This window comes from Leclercia sp. GLN_9, from assembly GCF_043105735.1.
Lineage (GTDB): Bacteria > Pseudomonadota > Gammaproteobacteria > Enterobacterales > Enterobacteriaceae > Enterobacter > Enterobacter adecarboxylatus.
Window position 1 is genome coordinate 195,033 of sequence record NZ_JBICLV010000015.1, and the last position, 20,922, is coordinate 215,954.

Sequence of the window (20,922 nt, forward strand, 5' to 3'; positions counted from 1 at the left end):
TCCAGAATCAATAACAAATGATAAAGCATCCTCAGGCGCGCCTTTTAGTGGCGGAGTCCATCCATACCGCCAGCAACAAAATGGCACCCTTAACGATATACTGCCAGAATGTCGGGACGTCCATCATACTCATTCCGTTATCCAGCGACGCCATAATAAAGGCACCCATCACCGCCCCGGCCACGCTGCCGATCCCCCCTGCCAGACTGGTGCCGCCAATGACGCAGGCGGCGATGGCATCGAGTTCGGCAATGTTCCCCGCAGACGGCGAACCGGCCCCCAGTCGCGAGCTTAAGATCAGGCCCGCCACAGCGACCATCAAACCATTAATGGCAAAGACGGCAAGCTTGGTGCGCTCAACGTTGATCCCGGACAGGCGTGCGGCTTCGAGGTTGCCGCCAATGGCATAAATGCGCCGGCCAAAAGCTGTGCGGGTAGCCATAAACATGCCAGCCAGCATCAACAGAACCAGCAGCAGCACCGGTGTCGGCACACCGCGATAGTCGTTCAGCAACCAGATGGCCCCAAGAACAATCACCGCCGTCAGCGCCTGGCGTCCAACAACCGCAGTGGACGGCGCCGTGGCTAACCCTAAGGTCTGACGACGCATTCTGCTACGCCACTGCCAGGCAACAAAGGCCATCAGGCCAATCGCGCCAAGGCTAAAACCGACCCCGCTGGAGAGATAGCTTTGACCGATCTGCGACATGGAGGCGCTGGTAGGGGAGACGGTGGTGCCGTTGGTCACGCCAATCAGGATGCCGCGGAAGGCCAGCATTCCCGCCAGGGTGACAATAAACGACGGCACTTTGCGGTAGGCCACCCACCAACCGTTCCAGGTGCCGAGCAGTAAACCGAGGATCAAGGTCACGACGATTGTAAGCGGCAGCGGCCAGCCAAGCCAGACGTCGAAAATGGCCGCCAGCCCGCCGAGCAGACCCATCATTGAGCCTACAGAGAGATCGATCTCCGCCGAGATAATGACGAACACCATCCCCACCGCCAGAATGCCGGTAATGGCGGTCTGACGCAGCAGGTTGGAGACGTTACGGGCGCTGAGATACGAGCCATCGGTTGTCCAGGTGAAGAACATCATGATGACCACAATGGCGGCAATCATCACAAACACCTGCAGATTAAGCGCTTTTAACCCAGAAAACAGACCCGGTGCAGGCGCCGTGGCTTTTAATTCAGATGGATTGCTTTTCGACATGGCGTTCGCTCCTTAATGCGGCTTCCATCACCTGTTCCTGCGTCAGGTTCTGGTTGTTCAGGTTGGCTTTCAGTTTTCCTTCGTGCATCACCAGCACCCGGTCACTCAGGCCCAGCACTTCAGGCAGTTCCGAGGAGATTACGATCACCGCGATACCCTGCTGAACCAGCTGGTTAATCAGCTTGTAGATTTCGTATTTCGCACCGATATCGATCCCGCGAGTGGGTTCATCGAGGATCAGGATGCGCGGGTTGAGTAACAGGCAGCGGGCGAGAATCGCCTTCTGCTGATTGCCGCCGCTCAGACGGCCAATGGCGAGATCCGGGGAGGGTGTTTTGACCTTCAGGCGTTGCAGGGACTGTAAAATACAGTGCTGTTCGGCGGCGTCGTCCAGACTGCTCAGCTTACCGCTGAACTGATCCAATGCGGCGAGAGTGATGTTTTTACCCACCGCCATCACCGGCACGATGCCGTCTTTTTTACGATCTTCCGGCACCATCGCGATACCCTGGGCAATGGCCTGCTGACAGTTTTTGATCTCGACCGGCTTCCCGTCAATAAAGATGCTGCCTTCCCAGCGCCCGGGCCAGACCCCGAACAGGCACTGTACCGCCTCAGTGCGTCCCGCGCCGACCAGCCCGGCGACGCCCAGGATTTCACCCCGATGCAGGGAAAAAGAGACGTCATTCACCCGCTTGATATGGCGATTAACCGGATGCCAGGCGGTAAGGTGTTCCACCCGCAGGATCTCTTCCCCGAGGGTATGCTGTTCGCCAGGGTAGAGCGCGGTCAGCTCGCGCCCTACCATCATGGTAATGATGTCGTCCTCGCTCATCCCCTGCGCTTCGCGGGTGCCGATATGCTGCCCGTCGCGAATGACGCAGACCGTGTCCGAAATGGCTTTCACTTCGTTGAGCTTATGGGAGATGTAAATGCAGGCAATACCGTGGTGTTGCAGGTCACGAATGATGTCCAGCAATACCGCGGTTTCCTGTTCCGTCAGCGACGCGGTCGGCTCATCGAGGATCAGCAGCCGCACCTGTTTGTTCAACGCTTTGGCAATCTCCACCAGTTGCTGCTGCCCCAAACCAAGATCGCCCACCCGGGTGTCAGGGGAGATCGCCAGGCTCACCTGCGCCAGCAGCTTTTCGCAGCGCAGGGTCATGGTGTCGTAATCCAGCACCCCGTGACGGGTGATCTCGGCACCGAGAAAAATGTTCTCCAGCACGGTCAGGTGCTTCACCAGCGCCAGTTCCTGGTGAATGATGGCGATGCCTTTGCGTTCGGTGTCGCGGATGTGCGTGGCCTGCAGGGTTTCGCCAGCAAACACAATTTCGCCGTCATAACTGCCGTGAGGGTAAATACCGCACAGCACCTTCATTAACGTCGATTTGCCGGAGCCATTTTCACCGCACAGCGAGACGATTTCGCCGGGATTTAAGCGCAGGCTGACGTTATCCACGGCCTTCACCGCGCCAAACGCCTTAGTGATACTTTTCATTTCAAGGAGATAAGCCATAACTGCCCCACATGACCCGAAGGAAAACAGAACAAGTCGATACGCCCCCGCCAGGCAGGGGCGATGATGGATTACAGTTCGCTCTTTTTGTGGAAACCGTCTTTAACTACGGTGGCGTCAATGTTCTCTTTATTGACTTCGATAGGGGTCAGCAGTCGGGACGGCACATCTTTCAGGCCGTTGTTTAAGCTGGCGTCGGCTTTAGGCTGTTGGCCATTGCCCAGCTCAACGGCGATTTCCGCGGCGTTGGTGGCCAGCTCAGTGATCGGTTTATAGACCGTCATGGTCTGGGTGCCTGCCACAATCCGTTTCACCCCGGCAAGGTCTGCATCCTGCCCGGAGATCGCGACTTTCCCGGCCAGGCCCTGGGCGCTGAGTGCCTGGATAGCGCCGCCTGCGGTGGCATCGTTGGACGCGACAACGGCGTCAATTTTGTTATTGTTGGCAGTTAAGGCGTTTTCCATGATTTTCAGCGCATTTTCTGGCAACCAGCCATCCGCCCACTGGTCGCCCACGACCTTGATTTTGCCTTCATCAATATAAGGCTTCAGCACTTTCATTTGCCCGGCGCGGAATAATTTGGCGTTGTTGTCCACCGGTGAGCCGCCCATCAGGAAATAATTGCCCTGCGGCACTTTTGCCACCAGGCTTTGCGCCTGTAATTCACCGACTTTTTCATTGTCGAAAGAAATATAATAATCGATGTCGGCGTTATTAATCATACGGTCATAGGCCAGCACTTTAATGCCTTCGCGTTTGGCTTCTTTCACCACGTTACTTAAAACCTGACCGTTATACGGAATAATAACCAACACGTCGACGCCGCGGTTTATCATATTTTCGATTTGCGACATTTGGGTCTCTTCATTGCCATTGGCAGATTGTACAAAAACTTTTGCACCTAATGCTTCTGCCTTATTGACAAAAATATCGCGGTCTTTTTGCCAGCGCTCCAGACGGAGGTCATCAATCGCCATGCCGATTTTGACTTCTTTTGCATGACTCGCCGTACTCGCCAGTAGCAGCGATGCACAAAGAGTGAGGCACAGGTTCTTTATCTTCATAATTGTATTGCCTTTTGTAGGGTTAGGTTGCTGAGATAAAAGAAACAATCATTGCAAGAGACGTAGCAAATTCTTAACGGGGAATGGCAGACTGGCAATTACAGATTTTTATCTTCTCGTTATGATATTTGGTTTATTTGCGAATTTATGACCGCGATCTGATTTTAAATTACATAACTTATTAATTACACATGATTCTGGAATTTACGCTGTGGATTTCGTTTGACTGCAAATTAATTTTGCGAGCCAGCGCACGTTTGTGCATTCTCTCAATAGCAGAGTGAAATAACGTAATTGAGCAACTTGCGATCACTATTCAGTATTACTCCAGTATCTTCTTTTTGCCGCATCCCTGATTATGGAGCTCACTATGCAAGCTTATTTCGATCAACTCGATCGCGTTCGTTATGAAGGCCCGAAATCCTCTAATCCTTTAGCGTTTCGTCATTACAACCCGGACGAGCTGGTGTTGGGTAAGCGCATGGAAGATCACCTGCGTTTCGCCGCCTGCTACTGGCATACCTTCTGCTGGAGCGGGGCCGATATGTTTGGCGTAGGTTCGTTCGACCGCCCTTGGCAGCAGCCGGGCGATGCGCTGGAGCTGGCGAAGCGCAAAGCGGACGTCGCCTTTGAGTTCTTCCATAAGCTGAATGTGCCGTACTACTGCTTCCACGATGTGGACGTCTCCCCGGAAGGCGCGTCGCTGAAAGAGTACCTGAATAACTTCGCGCAGATGGTCGATGTGCTGGCGGAAAAACAGCAGCAGAGCGGCGTGAAGCTACTGTGGGGCACTGCCAACTGCTTTACCCATCCGCGTTATGGCGCAGGAGCTGCCACTAACCCGGATCCTGAAGTGTTCAGCTGGGCGGCTACCCAGGTGGTGACGGCGATGAACGCGACGCATCAACTGGGCGGTGAAAACTACGTTCTGTGGGGCGGGCGCGAGGGCTACGAAACGCTGCTCAACACCGATTTACGTCAGGAACGCGAGCAGATTGGCCGCTTCATGCAGATGGTGGTGGAACATAAACACAAAATTGGTTTCCAGGGCACATTGCTGATTGAGCCGAAACCGCAAGAGCCAACCAAGCATCAGTACGATTACGACGTGGCCACGGTATACGGTTTCCTGAAGCAGTTCGGGCTGGAAAAAGAGATCAAAGTGAATATCGAAGCCAACCACGCGACCCTGGCTGGCCACTCGTTCCACCACGAGATCGCTTCCGCCATCGCGCTGGGCATTTTCGGCTCCGTGGATGCCAACCGCGGCGATCCGCAGCTGGGCTGGGACACCGATCAGTTCCCGGTCAGCGTGGAAGAAAACGCGCTCATCATGTACGAAATCATCAAAGCGGGTGGTTTCACTACTGGCGGCCTGAACTTTGACGCCAAAGTGCGTCGTCAAAGTACCGATAAATACGACCTGTTCTATGGTCATATTGGCGCGATGGACACGATGGCGCTGTCGCTGAAAGTGGCAGCCCGCATGATTGAAGATGGCGAGCTGGATAAGCGCGTGGCGAAACGCTACGGCGGCTGGAACAGTGAGCTGGGCCAGCAAATTTTGAAAGGCCAGTTATCGCTGACGGAGCTGGCGAAGTACGCTGAACAGCATAATCTGGCGCCGCAGCACCAGAGTGGCCATCAGGAGCTGCTGGAAAACCTGGTGAATCATTACCTGTTCGATAAGTAATGGGTATCGCCGGGCGGCGCTATGCTTGCCCGGCCTACACTTTTTAAGGAACCCACGATATGTATATCGGGATCGATCTTGGCACATCGGGTGTGAAAGCCATTCTGTTAAATGAACAGGGCGAGGTGCTGGCAACGCAAACAGAAAAGCTGCACGTTTCACGGCCACACCCGCTCTGGTCTGAACAGGATCCTGAAGCCTGGTGGTTAGCAACGGATCGCGCCCTGAAGGCGCTGGGCGAGCAGCACTCTCTGGGAGAGGTCAAAGCCCTGGGGATTGCCGGACAGATGCACGGCGCCACGCTGCTGGACAAGGACAATCGCGTGTTGCGCCCGGCGATTTTATGGAACGATGGCCGCTGCGGTGAAGAGTGCGCTCTCCTGGAAGAGCGCGTGCCAACCTCGCGAGAGATCACCGGCAACCTGATGATGCCGGGCTTTACCGCACCGAAATTACTGTGGGTCCAGCGTCATGAGCCCGAGATTTTTAGCCAGGTGGCGAAGGTGTTGCTGCCAAAAGATTATCTGCGTCTGCGGATGACAGGTGAGTTCGCCAGCGATATGTCCGATGCGGCAGGCACCATGTGGCTCGACGTGGCAAAACGCGACTGGAGCGAGACGATGCTCGACGCCTGCCATCTCACCCGCAACCATATGCCCGCGCTGTTCGAAGGCTGTGAGCTAACAGGCACACTGCTGCCATCAGTCGCACAGCAGTGGAACATGCCAGCCGTTCCGGTCGTGGCAGGGGGCGGAGATAACGCCGCGGGGGCGGTTGGCGTGGGGATGGCGGATGCCGGGCAGGCGATGCTGTCGCTGGGCACCTCCGGGGTCTACTTCGCCGTGAGTGACGGTTATCGCAGTAACCCTGACAGCGCGGTGCACAGCTTCTGCCATGCATTACCCGGCAAATGGCACCTGATGTCGGTGATGCTCAGCGCGGCGTCCTGCCTGGACTGGGCGGCAAAACTGACCGGATTAGGCAGCGTTCCGGCCCTGCTCGATGCCGCGCAGCAGGCCGATGAAAACGCAGGCACCCTCTGGTTCTTACCCTATCTTTCCGGTGAGCGCACGCCGCATAACAATCCGCAGGCAAAAGGGGTGTTCTTTGGCTTAACCCATCAGCATGGCCCGGCCGAACTGGCGCGCGCGGTGCTGGAAGGGGTGGGTTATGCCCTGGCCGATGGGATGGATGTTGTGCATGAGTGCGGCCTTAAACCCACCAGCATTACGCTGATCGGCGGCGGGGCGCGTAGCCCTTACTGGCGTCAGATGCTGGCGGATATCAGTGGGCTGCAGCTGGATTACCGTACCGGCGGCGACGTCGGGCCTGCACTGGGCGCAGCGCGGCTGGCGCAGATCGCGGTGAACCCGGATAAACCCTTATCCGCGCTGCTGCCACAGCTGACGCTGGAACAACAGCACACCCCGGATGCCGGGCGTCATGCCCGCTATGTCGAACAACGTGACGTGTTCCGCAAGATCTATCAGCAGCTTCTGCCGCTGATGTCATGAAACAGCGCCGGGTGGCGGCTTCGCCTTACCCGGCCTGAACATTTTGCTGGCCGGGTAAGCAGCCGCAGCTAACTGACAAACCTGCGTGTATCAACCCGCTGCAACAGCATTGAGAGCAGCAGACTGACCACCAGCGTGGCCGAGAAGATCCAGACGATATCCAGCAACGGCCAGTTCTTTAACTCCACGCCTCGCGTTCGCAGCGCGTGGATCACCAGCGCATGAAAGCCGTAGATCCCCAGCGAGTTACGTGAAATTAACCCCAGCAGCGGCAGGGGGCGCGTATTGAGCGTGTTTTTCACCAGGGTAAAGAGTGACATTGCGCAGACAAAAACCATCGGGCCGCAGTAGAGATACCAGGTATCGGCGAAGGTGCCGCGCCACTGCAGCTCATGCAGCGTCCCGCGGGAGATAATGGCGACCGCAGCAATAAACAGCGCGGCGCAAATACTATTCAGCCAGCGTTTGCGGGTGTCCATCATTCCAAGGGCTCGGCCCAGCATGCCGTATAGCATGTAATAGAAAGTGTCGCCGTTGATATACAGGTTGATCGGCAGCCATTCAAAACCATCAATTTTTTGCGAGACGGTGTTCGGGTTGGCCACGATGCCAATCACGATCATCAGCGCCAGCAGCATTTTGCCGTTCGCGCTTTTTACCTGCAGCAGCGGGGAGAGCAGATAAATGACAATAATGGCGAAGAAAAACCACAAGTGATAGAACACCGGCTTTTGCAGCAGGTATTTCAGGGACAGCTCGCTGTTAATCGAGGTAAACAGCACGATATAGAGGAACGCCACGGTGCTGTAAAAGAGCAAACACAGACCGATGCGTAAAAAGTGGCGCGGCTGCGCGCTGCGCTCGCCAAAAAAGAGATAGCCGGAGATCATGAAAAACAGCGGCACGCTCACGCGCGAGGCGGAGTTGAGAACGTTAGCAATATCCCAGTTAACGAGGCTGACGCTTGCGGCATTGGTGATATACCAGGTCGTGGTATGGATCATTACCACCATTAAACAGGCAATTCCCCGCAGATTATCAATCCAGTTAATTTTTTCCTGCATCTATCCCTCTGTTTACGCATTAAAAAGAGTCTGACTGTGGTATTGCTAAAGACGCTCACTGGAAAATTCTGAGTTTGCATCACCCTGCTTGTGCCGGGGCGGTGAGATTCGCAGAATGCCGGGCGATAATCTATAAAGTTTAGAGTTTAAAAATAACAGCCACAGTGCAGGGCGGTAATAAAAATGATGATGCGTGCAATGTGGGTTTTGTTGCCTGCGTTACTGGCTGGCTGCGTGGCTCAGGAGACGGCGCCGACGCAACAAGCACAAACGAAGAAAGTCAGTCCGGTACGTTCGCTGGACATGGAGCAGCTGTGTAAGGATCGGGCGGCTCAGCGCTATAATACCGGTGCGCAAAAAATCGACGTCACCGCATTCGAACAGTTCCAGGGAAGCTATGAACTGCAGGGTTTCACTGCCCGCAATGAGAGTTTCATCTGTTCTTTTGACGCAGAGGGCCGTTTTTTACACCTTTCGATGCGTTAAGACCGCCGCGTGATGAGCTGGCTGCGCCTTGAGTGCGTTGTCAGCTATGCTTATTTCCCAATTTTCCCTAAACAACCCCGTTTCGTACTGTATATCTTGCATCCGACGGGTATACTGATCCCCTCCATTCAAAACCACACGTATCCAGCACGAAATACTATGCAAAAGTTTGATACTAAGACCTTCCAGGGCCTGATCCTGACCTTACAGGATTACTGGGCTCGCCAGGGCTGCACCATTGTTCAACCACTGGACATGGAAGTTGGCGCCGGCACCTCACACCCGATGACCAGCCTGCGCGCGCTGGGGCCAGAGCCAATGGCGACTGCCTATGTGCAGCCATCCCGCCGTCCGACCGATGGTCGCTACGGTGAAAACCCGAACCGCTTACAGCACTACTATCAGTTCCAGGTGGTGATTAAGCCTTCCCCGGACAATATCCAGGAGCTGTATCTCGGGTCGCTGAAAGAGCTGGGTATGGATCCGACCATTCACGACATTCGTTTCGTGGAAGATAACTGGGAAAACCCAACGCTGGGTGCCTGGGGTCTGGGTTGGGAAGTGTGGCTGAACGGCATGGAAGTGACGCAGTTCACCTACTTCCAGCAGGTTGGCGGTCTGGAATGTAAACCGATCACCGGTGAGATCACCTACGGTCTGGAACGTCTGGCAATGTACATTCAGGGCGTAGACAGCGTTTACGACCTGGTCTGGAGCGACGGCCCGCTGGGTAAAACCACCTACGGCGACGTGTTCCATCAGAACGAAGTGGAGCAATCCACCTATAACTTCGAATACGCGGATGTGGACTTCCTGTTCACCTGCTTCGAGCAGTACGAGAAAGAAGCCCAGCAGCTGCTGGCGCTGGATACTCCGCTGCCGCTGCCAGCCTACGAGCGTATTCTGAAGGCCGCCCACAGCTTCAACCTGCTGGACGCCCGCAAAGCCATCTCCGTGACTGAACGTCAGCGCTACATTCTGCGTATTCGTACCCTGACCAAAGCCGTTGCAGAAGCTTACTATGCGTCCCGTGAAGCCCTTGGCTTCCCGATGTGCAACCGAAACAAATAAGAGGCGGCCATGTCTGAGAAAACTTTCCTGGTGGAAATTGGCACCGAAGAGCTGCCACCAAAAGCCCTGCGCAGCCTGGCGGAGTCCTTTGCTGCGAACGTGACTGCCGAGCTGGATAACGCTGGCCTCGCACACGGTAAAATCGAGTGGTTTGCTGCTCCGCGGCGTCTGGCGCTGAAAGTGGCAAGCCTGGCGGCATCCCAGCCCGATCGCGAAGTTGAAAAGCGCGGCCCGGCCATTGCGCAGGCATTCGATGCCGAAGGCAAGCCGAGCAAAGCGGCAGAAGGCTGGGCGCGTGGTTGCGGGATCACCGTTGACCAGGCCGAACGCCTGACCACCGACAAAGGCGAGTGGCTGCTCTATCGCGCCCATGTGAAAGGCGAAAGCGCCGAAGCGCTGCTGCCAAACATGATTGCCACCTCGCTGGCTAAACTGCCTATTCCAAAGCTGATGCGCTGGGGCGCAAGCGACGTGCACTTTGTGCGTCCGGTTCACACCGTGACCCTGCTGCTGGGCGATACCGTTATTCCTGCCACCATTCTGGGTGTTGCGTCCGATCGCGTGATCCGTGGCCACCGCTTTATGGGCGAGCCGGAGTTCACCATCGACAATGCCGACCAGTATCCGCAGATCCTGCTGGAGCGCGGTAAAGTCATTGCTGACTACGAACAGCGTAAAGCCCGTATTAAAGCGGATGCGGAAGAAGCGGCACGTAAGATTGGCGGTAACGCTGACCTGAGCGACAGCCTGCTGGAAGAAGTCACCTCGCTGGTGGAATGGCCGGTCGTGCTGACCGCGAAGTTCGAAGAGAAATTCCTGGCCGTTCCGGCAGAAGCACTGGTTCACACCATGAAGGGCGACCAGAAGTACTTCCCGGTCTATGCCAACGACGGCAAACTGCTGCCAAACTTCATCTTCGTGGCGAACATCGAATCGAAAGATCCGATCCAGATTATCTCGGGTAACGAGAAAGTGGTGCGTCCACGTCTGGCAGATGCCGAGTTCTTCTTTAATACCGACCGTAAAAAGCGTCTGGAAGATCACCTGCCGCGCCTGCAGACCGTGCTGTTCCAGCAACAGCTGGGTACGCTGCGCGACAAGACCGACCGTATCGCGGAGCTGTCCGGCTGGATCGCCCGTGAAATTGGTGCCGACGTGAATCACGCCACCCGTGCAGGCCTGCTCTCTAAATGCGACCTGATGACCAACATGGTGTTCGAATTTACCGACACCCAGGGTGTGATGGGCATGCACTACGCGCGCCACGATGGCGAAGCGGAAGATGTGGCCGTGGCCCTGAACGAGCAGTATCAGCCGCGCTTTGCCGGTGACGATCTGCCGTCTAACCCGGTCGCCTGCGCCGTCGCGATCGCCGATAAGATGGACACCCTGGCGGGTATCTTCGGTATCGGTCAGCATCCGAAAGGCGACAAAGACCCGTTTGCGCTGCGTCGTGCTGCGCTGGGCGTGCTGCGCATCATCGTTGAGAAGAACCTGAACCTTGACCTGCAAACGCTCACCGAAGAAGCGGTGCGTCTGTATGGTGACAAGCTGACCAACGCGAAAGTGGTGGATGAAGTGATCGACTTCATGCTCGGTCGTTTCCGCGCCTGGTATCAGGACGAAGGCTTCGCTGTTGACACCATTCAGGCGGTGCTGGCGCGTCGTCCAACCCGTCCGGCCGATTTCGATGCCCGTATGAAGGCGGTGTCCCACTTCCGTACTCTGGAAGCGGCATCTGCGCTGGCTGCGGCTAACAAGCGCGTCTCCAACATTCTGGCGAAGTCCGACGAAAAGCTGAACGAGCGTGTAAATGCCGCGACGCTGAAAGAGCCGGAAGAGATCGCCCTGGCGATGCAGGTTGTGGTGCTGCGTGACAAGCTGGAGCCGGTCTTCGCAGAAGGTCGCTATCAGGAAGCGCTGGTAGAACTGGCTGAACTGCGCGAAGTGATCGACGCCTTCTTCGAGAAAGTGATGGTGAACGTAGAAGATAAAGATCTGCGTATCAACCGTCTCTCTATGCTTGAAAAACTGCGCGAGCTGTTCCTGCGCGTGGCGGACATTTCTCTGCTGCAGTAATGCGCACTTTGCCCGGCGGCGCTCTGCTTGCACGGGCACTGTGAGTGCTAAAAACCCGCTTCGGCGGGTTTTTTTATACCGCATAGTTGAAAATTTAACCTTGAAACGCTCAGTAAATTACCGCTATCCTTAATCCCGTTAATTTTCTCCCTCTGGAGCGCCCCCCAAAAATGAACAACCACGACTGATGAATTTCGAGCCTTGCTAAACGCCACCGCGTCGGCAGGGGATCTATTGATTTCATTCAGGAGTGCTTATGGCTCATTTTGCGCAATCCCCTTCTTTTATTTTGCATCAGGTCACCTGTCAGTTTGCGACGGGCGATACCCTTTTTGGTCCGCTGAATCTTTCGCTGGAGCCTTCACTTTGCGCGTTAGTTGGCCGCAACGGTAGCGGTAAGATCCGGCTCCTGCGGTTGCTGGCCGATCTGGACAAGCCAGCCAGCGGCCATATCGAACGTTTCGGCACGCACAGTTACGTTGCGCAACAGCACGATATCTCCCCGCAGACCACTCTGGCACAGCTGCTTGGTTATGAAGCTATCTTCGCGGCCCGGGCGCGGATCGACGGCGGTGATTACCAGCCTGACGATCTGGAGCGCCTGGACGGTTTCTGGGATATCGCCGAACGGCTGGGTGAGGCGTTCAGGGAGGCGCAGCTTCCGGCGTTTGCCCCTGACAGGCTGGCCTGCGAACTGAGCGGCGGCGAGCGGGTTCGCGCCCTGCTGTGCGGTGCGTTTGTGGCTAATGCGGATTATCTGCTACTGGATGAACCCACCAACCACCTCGATCGTCAGGGGCGGGAGTGGTTCTATGCCCAGCTGGCCCGGTATTCCGGCGGTGTGCTGGTGGCTTCGCACGATCGTGAGTTGCTGGAGCGGGTGCCGCGCATACTGGAACTCAGCGCTTCCGGTTTGCACAGTTACGGCGGAAATTATGCCGATTATCAGCGTCAGCGGGACGCGGAACAGCAGGCCGCCCGTGCGGCGCTGGAGCACGCCACAACCGAGCGCAAACGCACCCGCAGCCGCATGCAGAAAGAGCATGACGATAGCCTGCGCCGCTCAGCGAAAACCCTGCGCACGGTGGATAACCTTAATATCGCCTCGTTTGAGCGGGTGAAATACAAAGGCGCAGCAAAGGAGCGTCCGGGTACGTGGCGCAAACAGCATCATGAGCAGCAGGATGCATTGAACGCGGCGGTCAACCAGGCGCGGGAACGGGTCGAAGAGGATAACCCGGTGATGTTTACCCTGCCGGGCAGCCAGATTGCGGAGGGCAAACAGGTGCTGGTGTTAGAAGAGCTGGTGCTGCCGTATGTCTCAATGCCGGCGCTTAACTGGCGCATGGATGGGCCGATGCGGGTAGCCCTGCGCGGGCCGAACGGCTGCGGGAAATCCACGCTGCTGAAAGCGATTCTGGGTGAGTGCCTGCCTGCCGCTGGCTCCTGTCGTGTCTCTGTCAACACGGCGTATCTTGACCAGCATTTGTCGCAACTGGATCTGACGCAGTCCGTTATCAGCCATCTCAATCTGCATAACACACCGCTGGAGGAGGGCGTGCTACGGAGTCGTCTGGCACAGCTACAGTTGGGTGCGGATAAAGTCATGCTGCCGCTGGCAGAGCTAAGCGGCGGCGAGCGGTTAAAAGCGGCGCTGGCCTGCGTTCTGTGGCGGGAAGAGGCGACGCAGCTGTTGCTGCTTGATGAACCGACCAATCACCTGGATCTGGCCTCCACGCAGGGCATTGAGGCGGCGCTGGCAGGCTTTGCAGGTGCACTGCTGGTGGTGTCGCATGATGGGCATTTTCTGGATGGGCTTAATCTGACGCATGAACTGGTATGGCGTGGCGGGGAGTGGCAGGCTGAACGACGGTGACAGAAACATAAGCCCCCGCAAATGCGGGGGCGGAAACAAGACTACTCAGTCAACTGCTTGCGGAGTGCCGGGTTAGCCTGAATCAGACTCATCAGCTTCAGCTCGGTCATGGAGGGCTTCACTCTTTTAGATTCCCACTCCTGAACCATTGCTACGCTGACACCCATTGCTCGGGCGAAATCATCGGTTTTCATCCCTGTCCCTTTGCGTAAGCGCTCAAATTCCGTAAAGGGATTAGACTTTTGCGAACGGGTTACCGTTTGCGGTTTATCTTTAAAAACAATCTGTTCCAGACTGCTTAGCAGATCGAACATAGGATCTTTTAATTCCATTGAGGACTCCTCATAAATCACACTGCGGGATCGTGAACATTAGAGAGCAATTTAAGAATAGTCGCTAAAACTGAGAGGAGATCGTAACGTGCGTGATTAATTTTGCGAGATACGTTTCGCTCGCGGAATTTGAGGCCGCATGCTTATGCTAATGACTTGATTATTCAGTAGCGCCTTAGCATCAGGTATATTTTTGTAAATCGTAAGAATTTATATGGCAATAGCCGTTTTACATGAAAAGAGTATCTTGCAGGCCTGACCTGGACTATTCTTGGCAGCGTTGGGCACGCGTGTGCCGGTGTGCGCTTTTTTGGGTGAAAGGAGTAATAACAATGGCGACAGGAAAGCTCTGCTCTCGCTGGTTTGCGCCGCTTGCGGCGTTATTAATGGTAGTTAGCCTGAGTGGGTGTTTCGATAAGGAAGGCGATCAGCGCAAAGCGTTTATCGATTTCCTGCAAAATACAGCGATGCGCAGTGGTGAGCGTTTGCCAACGCTGACTGCGGATCAGAAAAAGCAGTTTGGTCCCTTCGTTTCTGACTATGCCATTTTGTATGGTTATTCACAGCAAGTGAATCAGGCGATGGACGCTGGTCTGCGTCCGGTGGTAGACAGCGTGAATGCGATTCGCGTCCCCCAGGATTATGTGACCCAGCGTGAGCCGCTGAGCCAGGCAAATGGCGCACTGGGTGTGCTGGGCCAGCAGCTGCAGAACGCTAAGATGCAGGCCGATGGCGCGCGCTCTGCGTTGAAACAGGGCGAAGACCTCAAACCTGTGTTCGACAAAGTGTATGAAAAAGTGGTGACCAAACCTGCCGATGCGCTGCAGCCGCTCATTCCAGCCGCGCAGATCTTCACTCAGCAACTGGTACAAGTGGCGGATTATATTTCGCAGCAGGGCACCCAGGTGAGCTTTGTCTCTAACGGCATTCAGTTCCCGACTTCGCAGCAGGCCAGCCAGTACAATACGCTGATTGGGCCGCTGGCAGCGCAGCACCAGGCGTTTAGCCAGGCCTGGGGCGCAGCGATGGCCGCAACGGAATAACGTCAGACGTTGTGCTCGCCTTTGCCGGGTAACGCCGTGCTTACCCGGCCTGCAAATCCGTAGGCCCATGCAAGCGAAGCGCAGGTTGGCAGATTAAAAACCCCGCTGCAAAGCGGGTTTTTTATAATGGTAGAAAATAAAGCTTGTCTTTGATCTCGTAACTATGTTTAATAGTCCTCGTCGGTTTGTTACACAGACCTAAAGCAGTTTAGTTAAGCAGTCCAGATGCGTTATCTTAGATACCCTTCGTAGTGACCCTTCCTTCATCGCTTAAAAATCTGTAACACATTCCATCATCGCGCCGGAAGGCAAAACAAATTTTTAAAAGGTAATCTCTATGTCTGGTAAAATGACTGGTCTGGTAAAATGGTTCAACGCTGATAAAGGTTTCGGCTTCATCACTCCTGACGATGGCTCAAAAGACGTGTTCGTACACTTCTCTGCTATCCAGAACGATGGCTACAAATCTCTGGACGAAGGTCAGAAAGTTTCCTTCACCATCGAAAGCGGCGCTAAAGGCCCAGCAGCTGGTAACGTTGTAAGCCTGTAAGCTTCCAACTCAGCTAAAAGAATTTAAAAACCCGCCTCTGGCGGGTTTTTTTCGTTCAGGGTTTGGCCTGCGGATTAACGCAGTTTTTATCGACCTTGCCCTGCAGGGCGTCGATCAGGTTATCCACTGCACAGGCCGCCATGTTGTAGCGCGTCTCATGCGTTGCAGAGCCAATGTGCGGCAGCGCCACGACGTTGGGCAGCTTCAGCAATTCTGAGCTGGCCGGTAGCGGCTCCTGCTCAAACACATCCAGCCCCGCCGCGTGGATCTCACCGTTTTTCAGCGCCGCAATCAGCGCCTGCTCATCCACCACTGGCCCGCGTCCCGCATTGATAAAGATGGCGGATTTTTTCATCTTCTCAAACTGCGCTTTACCCATCAGATGATGAGTTTCATCGGTCAGCGGCAGGATCAGGCAGACAAAGTCCGCTTCCTGCAACAGGGTATCCAGCTCGCAGTAGCGTGCGTTGAAACGCTCCTCTGCTTCTTTATGCTGGCGGCGTGCGTTGTAGAGGATTGGCATGTTGAAACCGAAGTGGGCGCGCTGCGCCAGCGCCAGACCGATACGGCCCATTCCGACAATACCCAGCGTTTTGCCGTGCACGTCGGTGCCAAACCAGTCCGGGCCGATGCTTTTGGTCCATTCCCCGGCTTTAACGCGTTCGGCCACTTCCACCACCCGACGCGCGCTGCTGAGCACCAGCGCCATCAGCGTATCGGCCACGGTTTCGGTCAGTACGGTTGGCGTGTGCATCAGCAGGACGTTACGGGCATTCAGCGCATCGACGTCGAAGTTGTCATAGCCCACCGAAATGGTGGAGGTCGCACGAAGCTTCGGCATTTTTTCCAGCAGCGCGGCATCCACTTTTTCGCTGGAGCCGAGCAGCCCGACGGCACCCGCGAAGGCGTCAGCATGCTGCTGTACCGTCTCCGGGCTGAGGTTGTTGACCCGGGTGACGGTGAAATGATTTTCAAGGCGCTGCTGTAACGCATCAGGCAGGGCTTTATACAAAATGACGGACGGCTTCATGCTAATCTCCGTTGATATTTAAAGGGTTCAGGCGTGGCGTGCGCCGACGGGAATGTTTTGATTATTAGCAGGCTTAACAATCAAAGTAAGCCATACAGAGGCAAAAAGCGCCACCCCCATAAAGATGTACGAGGCCGACGGGCTGCCGGTTGCACCGTTCAGATACCCCACAAACCACGAACCGAAGAAGGAACCCAGCGCACCCATGCTGTTGATCAGCGCCATCGCGCCGCCTGCTACGTTACGCGGCAGCATCTCCGGGATAATGGCAAAGAACGGACCATAAGGGGCGTACATGGCGGCACCGGCAATCACCAGCAGCGTGTAGGACACCCAGAAGTGGTTTGCCCCCACCGCCCACGAGCCGATAAAGGCGCAGGCAGCAATTAACAGCAGCGGCCAGACGAACAGCTTACGGTTTTGCAGCTTATCCGATGCCCAGGAGACCACGATCATGGCGATGGTCGCCGCCAGATAGGGTACGGAAGAGAGCCAGCCCACCTCGACCATACCGAGGTTATCGCCCGCGCTACGGATGATGGACGGCAGCCACAGGACAAAACCGTAAACCCCGATGCTCCAGGTGAAGTACTGCATGCACAGCAGGATCACGTTGCGTGAACGGAAGGCTTCACCGTAATTACGTACCGCTTTCAGCCCCTGCTGCTCTTTATCCAGCTGCGCCTGCAGCGCCGCTTTTTCATCTTCCGACAGCCATTTGGCCTGTGCGGGTTTGTCTTTTACCAGTACCCACCAGCAGAAGGCCCAGATCACCGCCGGAACGCCTTCAATAATGAACATTTCGCGCCAGCCGAAAGACTGGATCAGATACCCGGAGACTACCGACATCCACAGCACCGTCACCGGATTACCGAGAATAAGGAAGGTATTGGCGCGCGAGCGTTCGGATTTGGTAAACCAGTTGCTAATGTAGATCAGCATCGCGGGCATTACCGCCGCTTCCACCACGCCGAGGATAAAGCGAATGGCCGCCAGCGCCGGGATATTATTCACCACCCCGGTGAGGGAAGCACAGGCACCCCAGAGGATCAGGCAGATAAAGATCAGTTTGCGCACGCTACGGCGTTCAGCATAAATCGCGCCGGGGATCTGGAAGAAGAAGTAGCCGAGGAAGAAGAGGGCACCCAGCAGCGAGGAGACGCCTTTGGTGATCCCCAGATCTTCGGTGATGCCTGCGGCGGATGCGAAGCTGAAGTTGGCGCGGTCGAGATACGCCAGGCTGTACGTGATGAACACGACAGGCATGATGTACCACCAGCGTTTTACTGCATTTGTTGCACTGTTCATAGGCTTGCCTCTGTGATGGAGGGGGTAACCGCCGCTGTCTGTAGGGTACAGGGTGGTCTGTTTGTTTATTTCCTCTCCCCTGTAGGGAGAGAGCCAGAGCGAGAGGACTTATGCTTCCAGTTGTTCTCGCGTCGGTAATCCTTCGCTGTCGCCCTGAACCTGAATCGCCAGCGAGCCGATGATATTGCCGCGGGTGATGGCCTGATGAAGCGTTTTACCTTCCAGCAGAGCACTGACCACGCCCACGGCAAAACCGTCTCCAGCGCCGACGGTATCGACAACGTTCTCGACCTTCACCGCTGCCACGGCACCTTGCTCGCCGTCGGCGGTTTTAAACCAGGCGCCGTCGGCCCCGGTTTTCAGGATCACGGCTTTCACGCCCCGGTTCAGATAAAAATCAGCGATCCCTTCCGGCGTCTTTTCCCCGGTCAGGATCTGGCCCTCTTTCACGCCGGGTAATACCCAGTCGGCCTGGAAGGCGAGGTGGTTCAGCTTCTCCACCATCTCCGCTTCGCTTTTCCACAGCACCGGGCGCAGGTTCGGATCGAAAGAGATCGTCTTGCCCGCCGCTTTCATTGCGCCGGCAGCGTGATCGAGCAGGGCGTAAGAGCTGTGGGACAACGCTGCCGCCACGCCGCTCAAATGGAGATGCCTTGCTGCGGTAAACCAGACCGGGTTGAAATCCTCTACCGACAGGTGGCTGGCTGCCGAGCCTTTACGGAAATACTCCACGATGGGATCGGTTCCATCGGTGACCTTCGATTTAAGCTGAAAGCCCGTTGGATAACGGCCATCCAGGGTCACGCCTGCGGTCTCGATCCCCTCTTTTTTCAGGGTGTCGAGCACAAACTGGCCGAAGCTGTCATTGCCGACGCGGCTCACCCAGCCCACCTTCAGGCCGAGACGCGCCAGGCCGGTGGCGACGTTGAGTTCTGCACCGGCGACGCGCTTCATAAACTGATCGACGGCGCTAAGTTCGCCGGTCTTCGTGGCGACAAACATGGCCATGGCTTCGCCGATGGTGATGACATCCAGAGCATGCGGCATGGCGTTACTCCTCGCGCAGTAAATTGACGTAATGACGGGTGACAGCCGTCAGGTCTGGGCCTTCCAGAGGAAACTCAATTCCGCGTGGGGCGTCGGCAGGTAGCTGATCCAGCAGCGCCTGCCAGCGGGTGCTGTCATGATCCGGCGGCACGGCGCGATACTGTTGCTGATGGGGAACGGCGGCTTTTACATGAATATAGCTGACCGCAGGTGCCAGATGCTTCGCCGCCTCTTCCGGTGATTCTCCCACCCACAACCAGTTGCCCATATCAAAGGTCAGGGTCACCGGGAGATTCATCACCCGGCAGGCAGCTTTGAAACGCTGCATAGGGGCCAGCTGGCCATAGTTCGTCTGGTCATTTTCCACCACCAGCGTCATGCCGGTTTCATCCAGCAGGGCGCGCAGCGCATCGAGCTGCTGCCTATCGCTGAAATGACCGAGGGAGACTTTCAGCCACAGGGCATTGAGCGTCGCGGCTTCTTCAAGATAGCGGGGCAGCATGGGGTTGAGGATGCCATCCGGGGTAAACAGGGCATCGGGTGCGGAGTAGCAGGCCAGCAGGCCGAGCAGTTCAATGGAGCCAGCCAGAGTGGATAACGACGCCAGTTCGGCTTCGTTAAATAACTCCCGGCGGATCTCGACCCCGTCGGCACCCGCACCGGCGATCACGTGCAGGATGGCGCGTTGCCCCCCGGCTTCACGGACTTTGTCAGCGCCATACGCGGCGGTGACAACAATAATTTTTCTGCCCATTGGTGGACTCCATCACGTAGCTGATACTCTTTACGCTAGATGGAACCGGTTCCAAAGAAAAGTTCAGGATGCTGGATTTATGATCGCCATCACGAAGGGGGTTATCGGGCCGTGGAACCGCGGACGATCAGCTCGCCGGAGAAGACCTGCTCGCGCACCGCATCATCGGCGCCATTGATCCGGCGGACCACCTGCTCGACAGCGGCGAAACCAATCTGCCAGGTGGGCTGCTTAAGAGTGGTAATGCCCACGCCCGCCAGTTCGGCCCACTCCAGCTCGTCAAAGCCCAGCAGGCCGATGTCGCTCCCCCAGTGCAGACCAATGCGCTTCAGCGACCGGGCGACCTGCAGCGTTAACGCGCCGTTAGCGGAAATAACGGCTTTACGCATCCCGCGATGGCGGGTATGAAACTGGCGCAGGGCGTTGTCCAGCTGCTCAGACTCGTGAAGGGGAATTTCGACGTTTTCAGCCACCACGCCAGTATAGCGGGCGAGGGTGGTGCGAAAGGCGGTCAGGCGTTCGCGGCGGGTGTTGACCATCCCCAGGGGTTCGCTCAGGAACAGGATCGCTTCAAACCCTTGTTCAATAAGGTGTTCGGTGGCGGTGGTGGCGGCCTGGGTGTTATCCAGTCCCACCACATCGCAGGCAAAATCGGGAATTTTACGGTCAATCAGCACCATCGGCAGGGCAGACTGTTGCAGGCGGTTCAGTCCCTCTTCGCGCATCCCGACGGCGTTAACCACAATGCCTTCCACCTGATAACTGCGCAGCAGATCGAGATAGTGCAGCTCCTGGTCGACTTCGTTGTTGGTGTTACACACCAGCGGGGTAAAGCCTTTTTCCCGGCAGGCGGCTTCGATGCCGCTGAGGACATTTACGGAGTAGGGATTGGTGATATCGGCGATGATCAGGCCGATCAGGCGCGTGCGGCCATGCTTCAGGCCCCGGGCCATCAGGCTTGGGCGGTAATCGAGTTCGGCGATAGCCTGTTCAATACGGGCCAGCAGCGCGTCGGACAGCAGGTGTTTTTCGCCGTTGAGATAACGGGAAATGCTGGTTTTACCGGTTTTTGCGGCTTTCGCCACGTCGCTGATGGTGGGCCGTGTTGATTTGCTCATCGCTGATGTCCTTGCTTAGGGTGAGCATACCTTAACGCGAAAATGCCCGGTGGCGCTACGCTTACCGGGCCTGGGGAGTGTGCGGCCTGATGCCCTCACCTCGGCTCTCTCCCATAGGGAGAGAGAAAACCATCCCGAGCACGGTCTGCTCCCTCCTCCTT

18 protein-coding genes are annotated in these 20,922 nt (G+C 56.3%); 8 read left to right on the forward strand and 10 right to left on the reverse strand.

Going from position 1 to position 20,922, the window contains the following annotated elements:
- Positions 1 to 31: 31 nt before the first annotated feature.
- From xylH to xylF, 3 genes are all read right to left on the reverse strand, one after another.
- Entirely contained in the window at positions 32 to 1,213 is a 1,182-nt protein-coding gene (gene xylH, locus ACF8PE_RS09805; RefSeq protein ID WP_032615798.1) for a xylose ABC transporter permease XylH, read from the reverse strand.
- Positions 1,191 to 2,732, reverse strand: a complete 1,542-nt coding sequence (locus tag ACF8PE_RS09810; protein ID WP_392494808.1) for a xylose ABC transporter ATP-binding protein — start codon at positions 2,730 to 2,732, stop codon at positions 1,191 to 1,193. The genes xylH and ACF8PE_RS09810 overlap by 23 nt, the downstream gene beginning before the upstream one ends.
- Before the next feature lie 71 nt (positions 2,733 to 2,803).
- Positions 2,804 to 3,796: a D-xylose ABC transporter substrate-binding protein gene (gene xylF, locus ACF8PE_RS09815; RefSeq protein WP_032615802.1), complete on the reverse strand. Its 993-nt coding sequence runs from the start codon at positions 3,794 to 3,796 to the stop codon at positions 2,804 to 2,806.
- Between the two features lie 370 nt (positions 3,797 to 4,166).
- Here xylF and xylA point away from each other — a divergent pair, with 370 nt between their 5' ends.
- On the forward strand, positions 4,167 to 5,489 hold the full coding sequence (xylA, locus tag ACF8PE_RS09820) for a xylose isomerase (protein WP_098946276.1): 1,323 nt from the start codon (positions 4,167 to 4,169) through the stop codon (positions 5,487 to 5,489).
- A 59-nt stretch (positions 5,490 to 5,548) separates the two neighbouring features.
- Complete coding sequence (xylB, locus tag ACF8PE_RS09825) at positions 5,549 to 7,003, forward strand: xylulokinase (RefSeq protein ID WP_262658475.1); 1,455 nt, start codon at positions 5,549 to 5,551, stop codon at positions 7,001 to 7,003.
- Between the two features lie 68 nt (positions 7,004 to 7,071).
- Here the strand turns inward: xylB and ACF8PE_RS09830 are convergent, their stop codons facing one another.
- Positions 7,072 to 8,067, reverse strand: coding sequence for an acyltransferase (locus ACF8PE_RS09830; protein ID WP_336995097.1), 996 nt, complete (start codon positions 8,065 to 8,067; stop codon positions 7,072 to 7,074).
- A gap of 183 nt (positions 8,068 to 8,250) precedes the next feature.
- Between ACF8PE_RS09830 and ACF8PE_RS09835 the strand changes: the two genes are divergently transcribed.
- From ACF8PE_RS09835 to ACF8PE_RS09850, 4 genes are all read left to right on the forward strand, one after another.
- Positions 8,251 to 8,553, forward strand: coding sequence for a YsaB family lipoprotein (locus ACF8PE_RS09835; RefSeq protein WP_032615810.1), 303 nt, complete (start codon positions 8,251 to 8,253; stop codon positions 8,551 to 8,553).
- 159 nt (positions 8,554 to 8,712) lie between these two features.
- Positions 8,713 to 9,624, forward strand: a complete 912-nt coding sequence (gene glyQ, locus ACF8PE_RS09840) for a glycine--tRNA ligase subunit alpha (protein WP_338534222.1) — start codon at positions 8,713 to 8,715, stop codon at positions 9,622 to 9,624.
- 9 nt (positions 9,625 to 9,633) lie between these two features.
- The gene (gene glyS / locus ACF8PE_RS09845) at positions 9,634 to 11,703 is read left to right on the forward strand and encodes a glycine--tRNA ligase subunit beta (RefSeq protein WP_032615812.1); all 2,070 of its coding nucleotides are present in this window, start codon (positions 9,634 to 9,636) and stop codon (positions 11,701 to 11,703) included.
- Between the two features lie 256 nt (positions 11,704 to 11,959).
- Complete coding sequence (locus ACF8PE_RS09850) at positions 11,960 to 13,579, forward strand: ATP-binding cassette domain-containing protein (protein ID WP_392494809.1); 1,620 nt, start codon at positions 11,960 to 11,962, stop codon at positions 13,577 to 13,579.
- Positions 13,580 to 13,620: 41 nt separating this feature from the next.
- On the opposite strand, the gene ACF8PE_RS09855 is transcribed toward ACF8PE_RS09850, so the two are convergent.
- On the reverse strand, positions 13,621 to 13,911 hold the full coding sequence (locus ACF8PE_RS09855; RefSeq protein WP_032615816.1) for an HTH-type transcriptional regulator: 291 nt from the start codon (positions 13,909 to 13,911) through the stop codon (positions 13,621 to 13,623).
- Positions 13,912 to 14,243: 332 nt separating this feature from the next.
- On the opposite strand from ACF8PE_RS09855, the gene ACF8PE_RS09860 reads away from it, so the two are divergent.
- Both ACF8PE_RS09860 and cspA read left to right on the forward strand, forming a co-directional pair.
- Positions 14,244 to 14,954 (forward strand): DUF3053 domain-containing protein, encoded by a 711-nt coding sequence (locus ACF8PE_RS09860; RefSeq protein WP_032615819.1) that lies wholly within the window; start codon positions 14,244 to 14,246, stop codon positions 14,952 to 14,954.
- 337 nt (positions 14,955 to 15,291) lie between these two features.
- Positions 15,292 to 15,504: an RNA chaperone/antiterminator CspA gene (cspA, locus tag ACF8PE_RS09865; RefSeq protein ID WP_032615822.1), complete on the forward strand. Its 213-nt coding sequence runs from the start codon at positions 15,292 to 15,294 to the stop codon at positions 15,502 to 15,504.
- Positions 15,505 to 15,559: 55 nt separating this feature from the next.
- Here cspA and ghrB read toward each other — a convergent pair whose 3' ends face one another.
- The 5 genes from ghrB to ACF8PE_RS09890 all read right to left on the reverse strand — a co-directional run bounded on the left by ghrB (position 15,560) and on the right by ACF8PE_RS09890 (position 20,761).
- On the reverse strand, positions 15,560 to 16,534 hold the full coding sequence (ghrB, locus tag ACF8PE_RS09870; protein WP_032615824.1) for a glyoxylate/hydroxypyruvate reductase GhrB: 975 nt from the start codon (positions 16,532 to 16,534) through the stop codon (positions 15,560 to 15,562).
- A 27-nt stretch (positions 16,535 to 16,561) separates the two neighbouring features.
- A complete protein-coding gene (locus ACF8PE_RS09875; RefSeq protein WP_032615826.1) occupies positions 16,562 to 17,842 on the reverse strand; it encodes an MFS transporter in 1,281 nt (426 codons plus the stop codon).
- A gap of 108 nt (positions 17,843 to 17,950) precedes the next feature.
- The gene (locus ACF8PE_RS09880) at positions 17,951 to 18,889 is read right to left on the reverse strand and encodes a sugar kinase (RefSeq protein WP_077226491.1); all 939 of its coding nucleotides are present in this window, start codon (positions 18,887 to 18,889) and stop codon (positions 17,951 to 17,953) included.
- Between the two features lie 4 nt (positions 18,890 to 18,893).
- Positions 18,894 to 19,643 (reverse strand): sugar phosphate isomerase/epimerase, encoded by a 750-nt coding sequence (locus ACF8PE_RS09885; protein WP_103793562.1) that lies wholly within the window; start codon positions 19,641 to 19,643, stop codon positions 18,894 to 18,896.
- Between the two features lie 101 nt (positions 19,644 to 19,744).
- Positions 19,745 to 20,761: a LacI family DNA-binding transcriptional regulator gene (locus tag ACF8PE_RS09890; RefSeq protein WP_059308976.1), complete on the reverse strand. Its 1,017-nt coding sequence runs from the start codon at positions 20,759 to 20,761 to the stop codon at positions 19,745 to 19,747.
- Between the last annotated feature and the right edge of the window lie 161 nt (positions 20,762 to 20,922).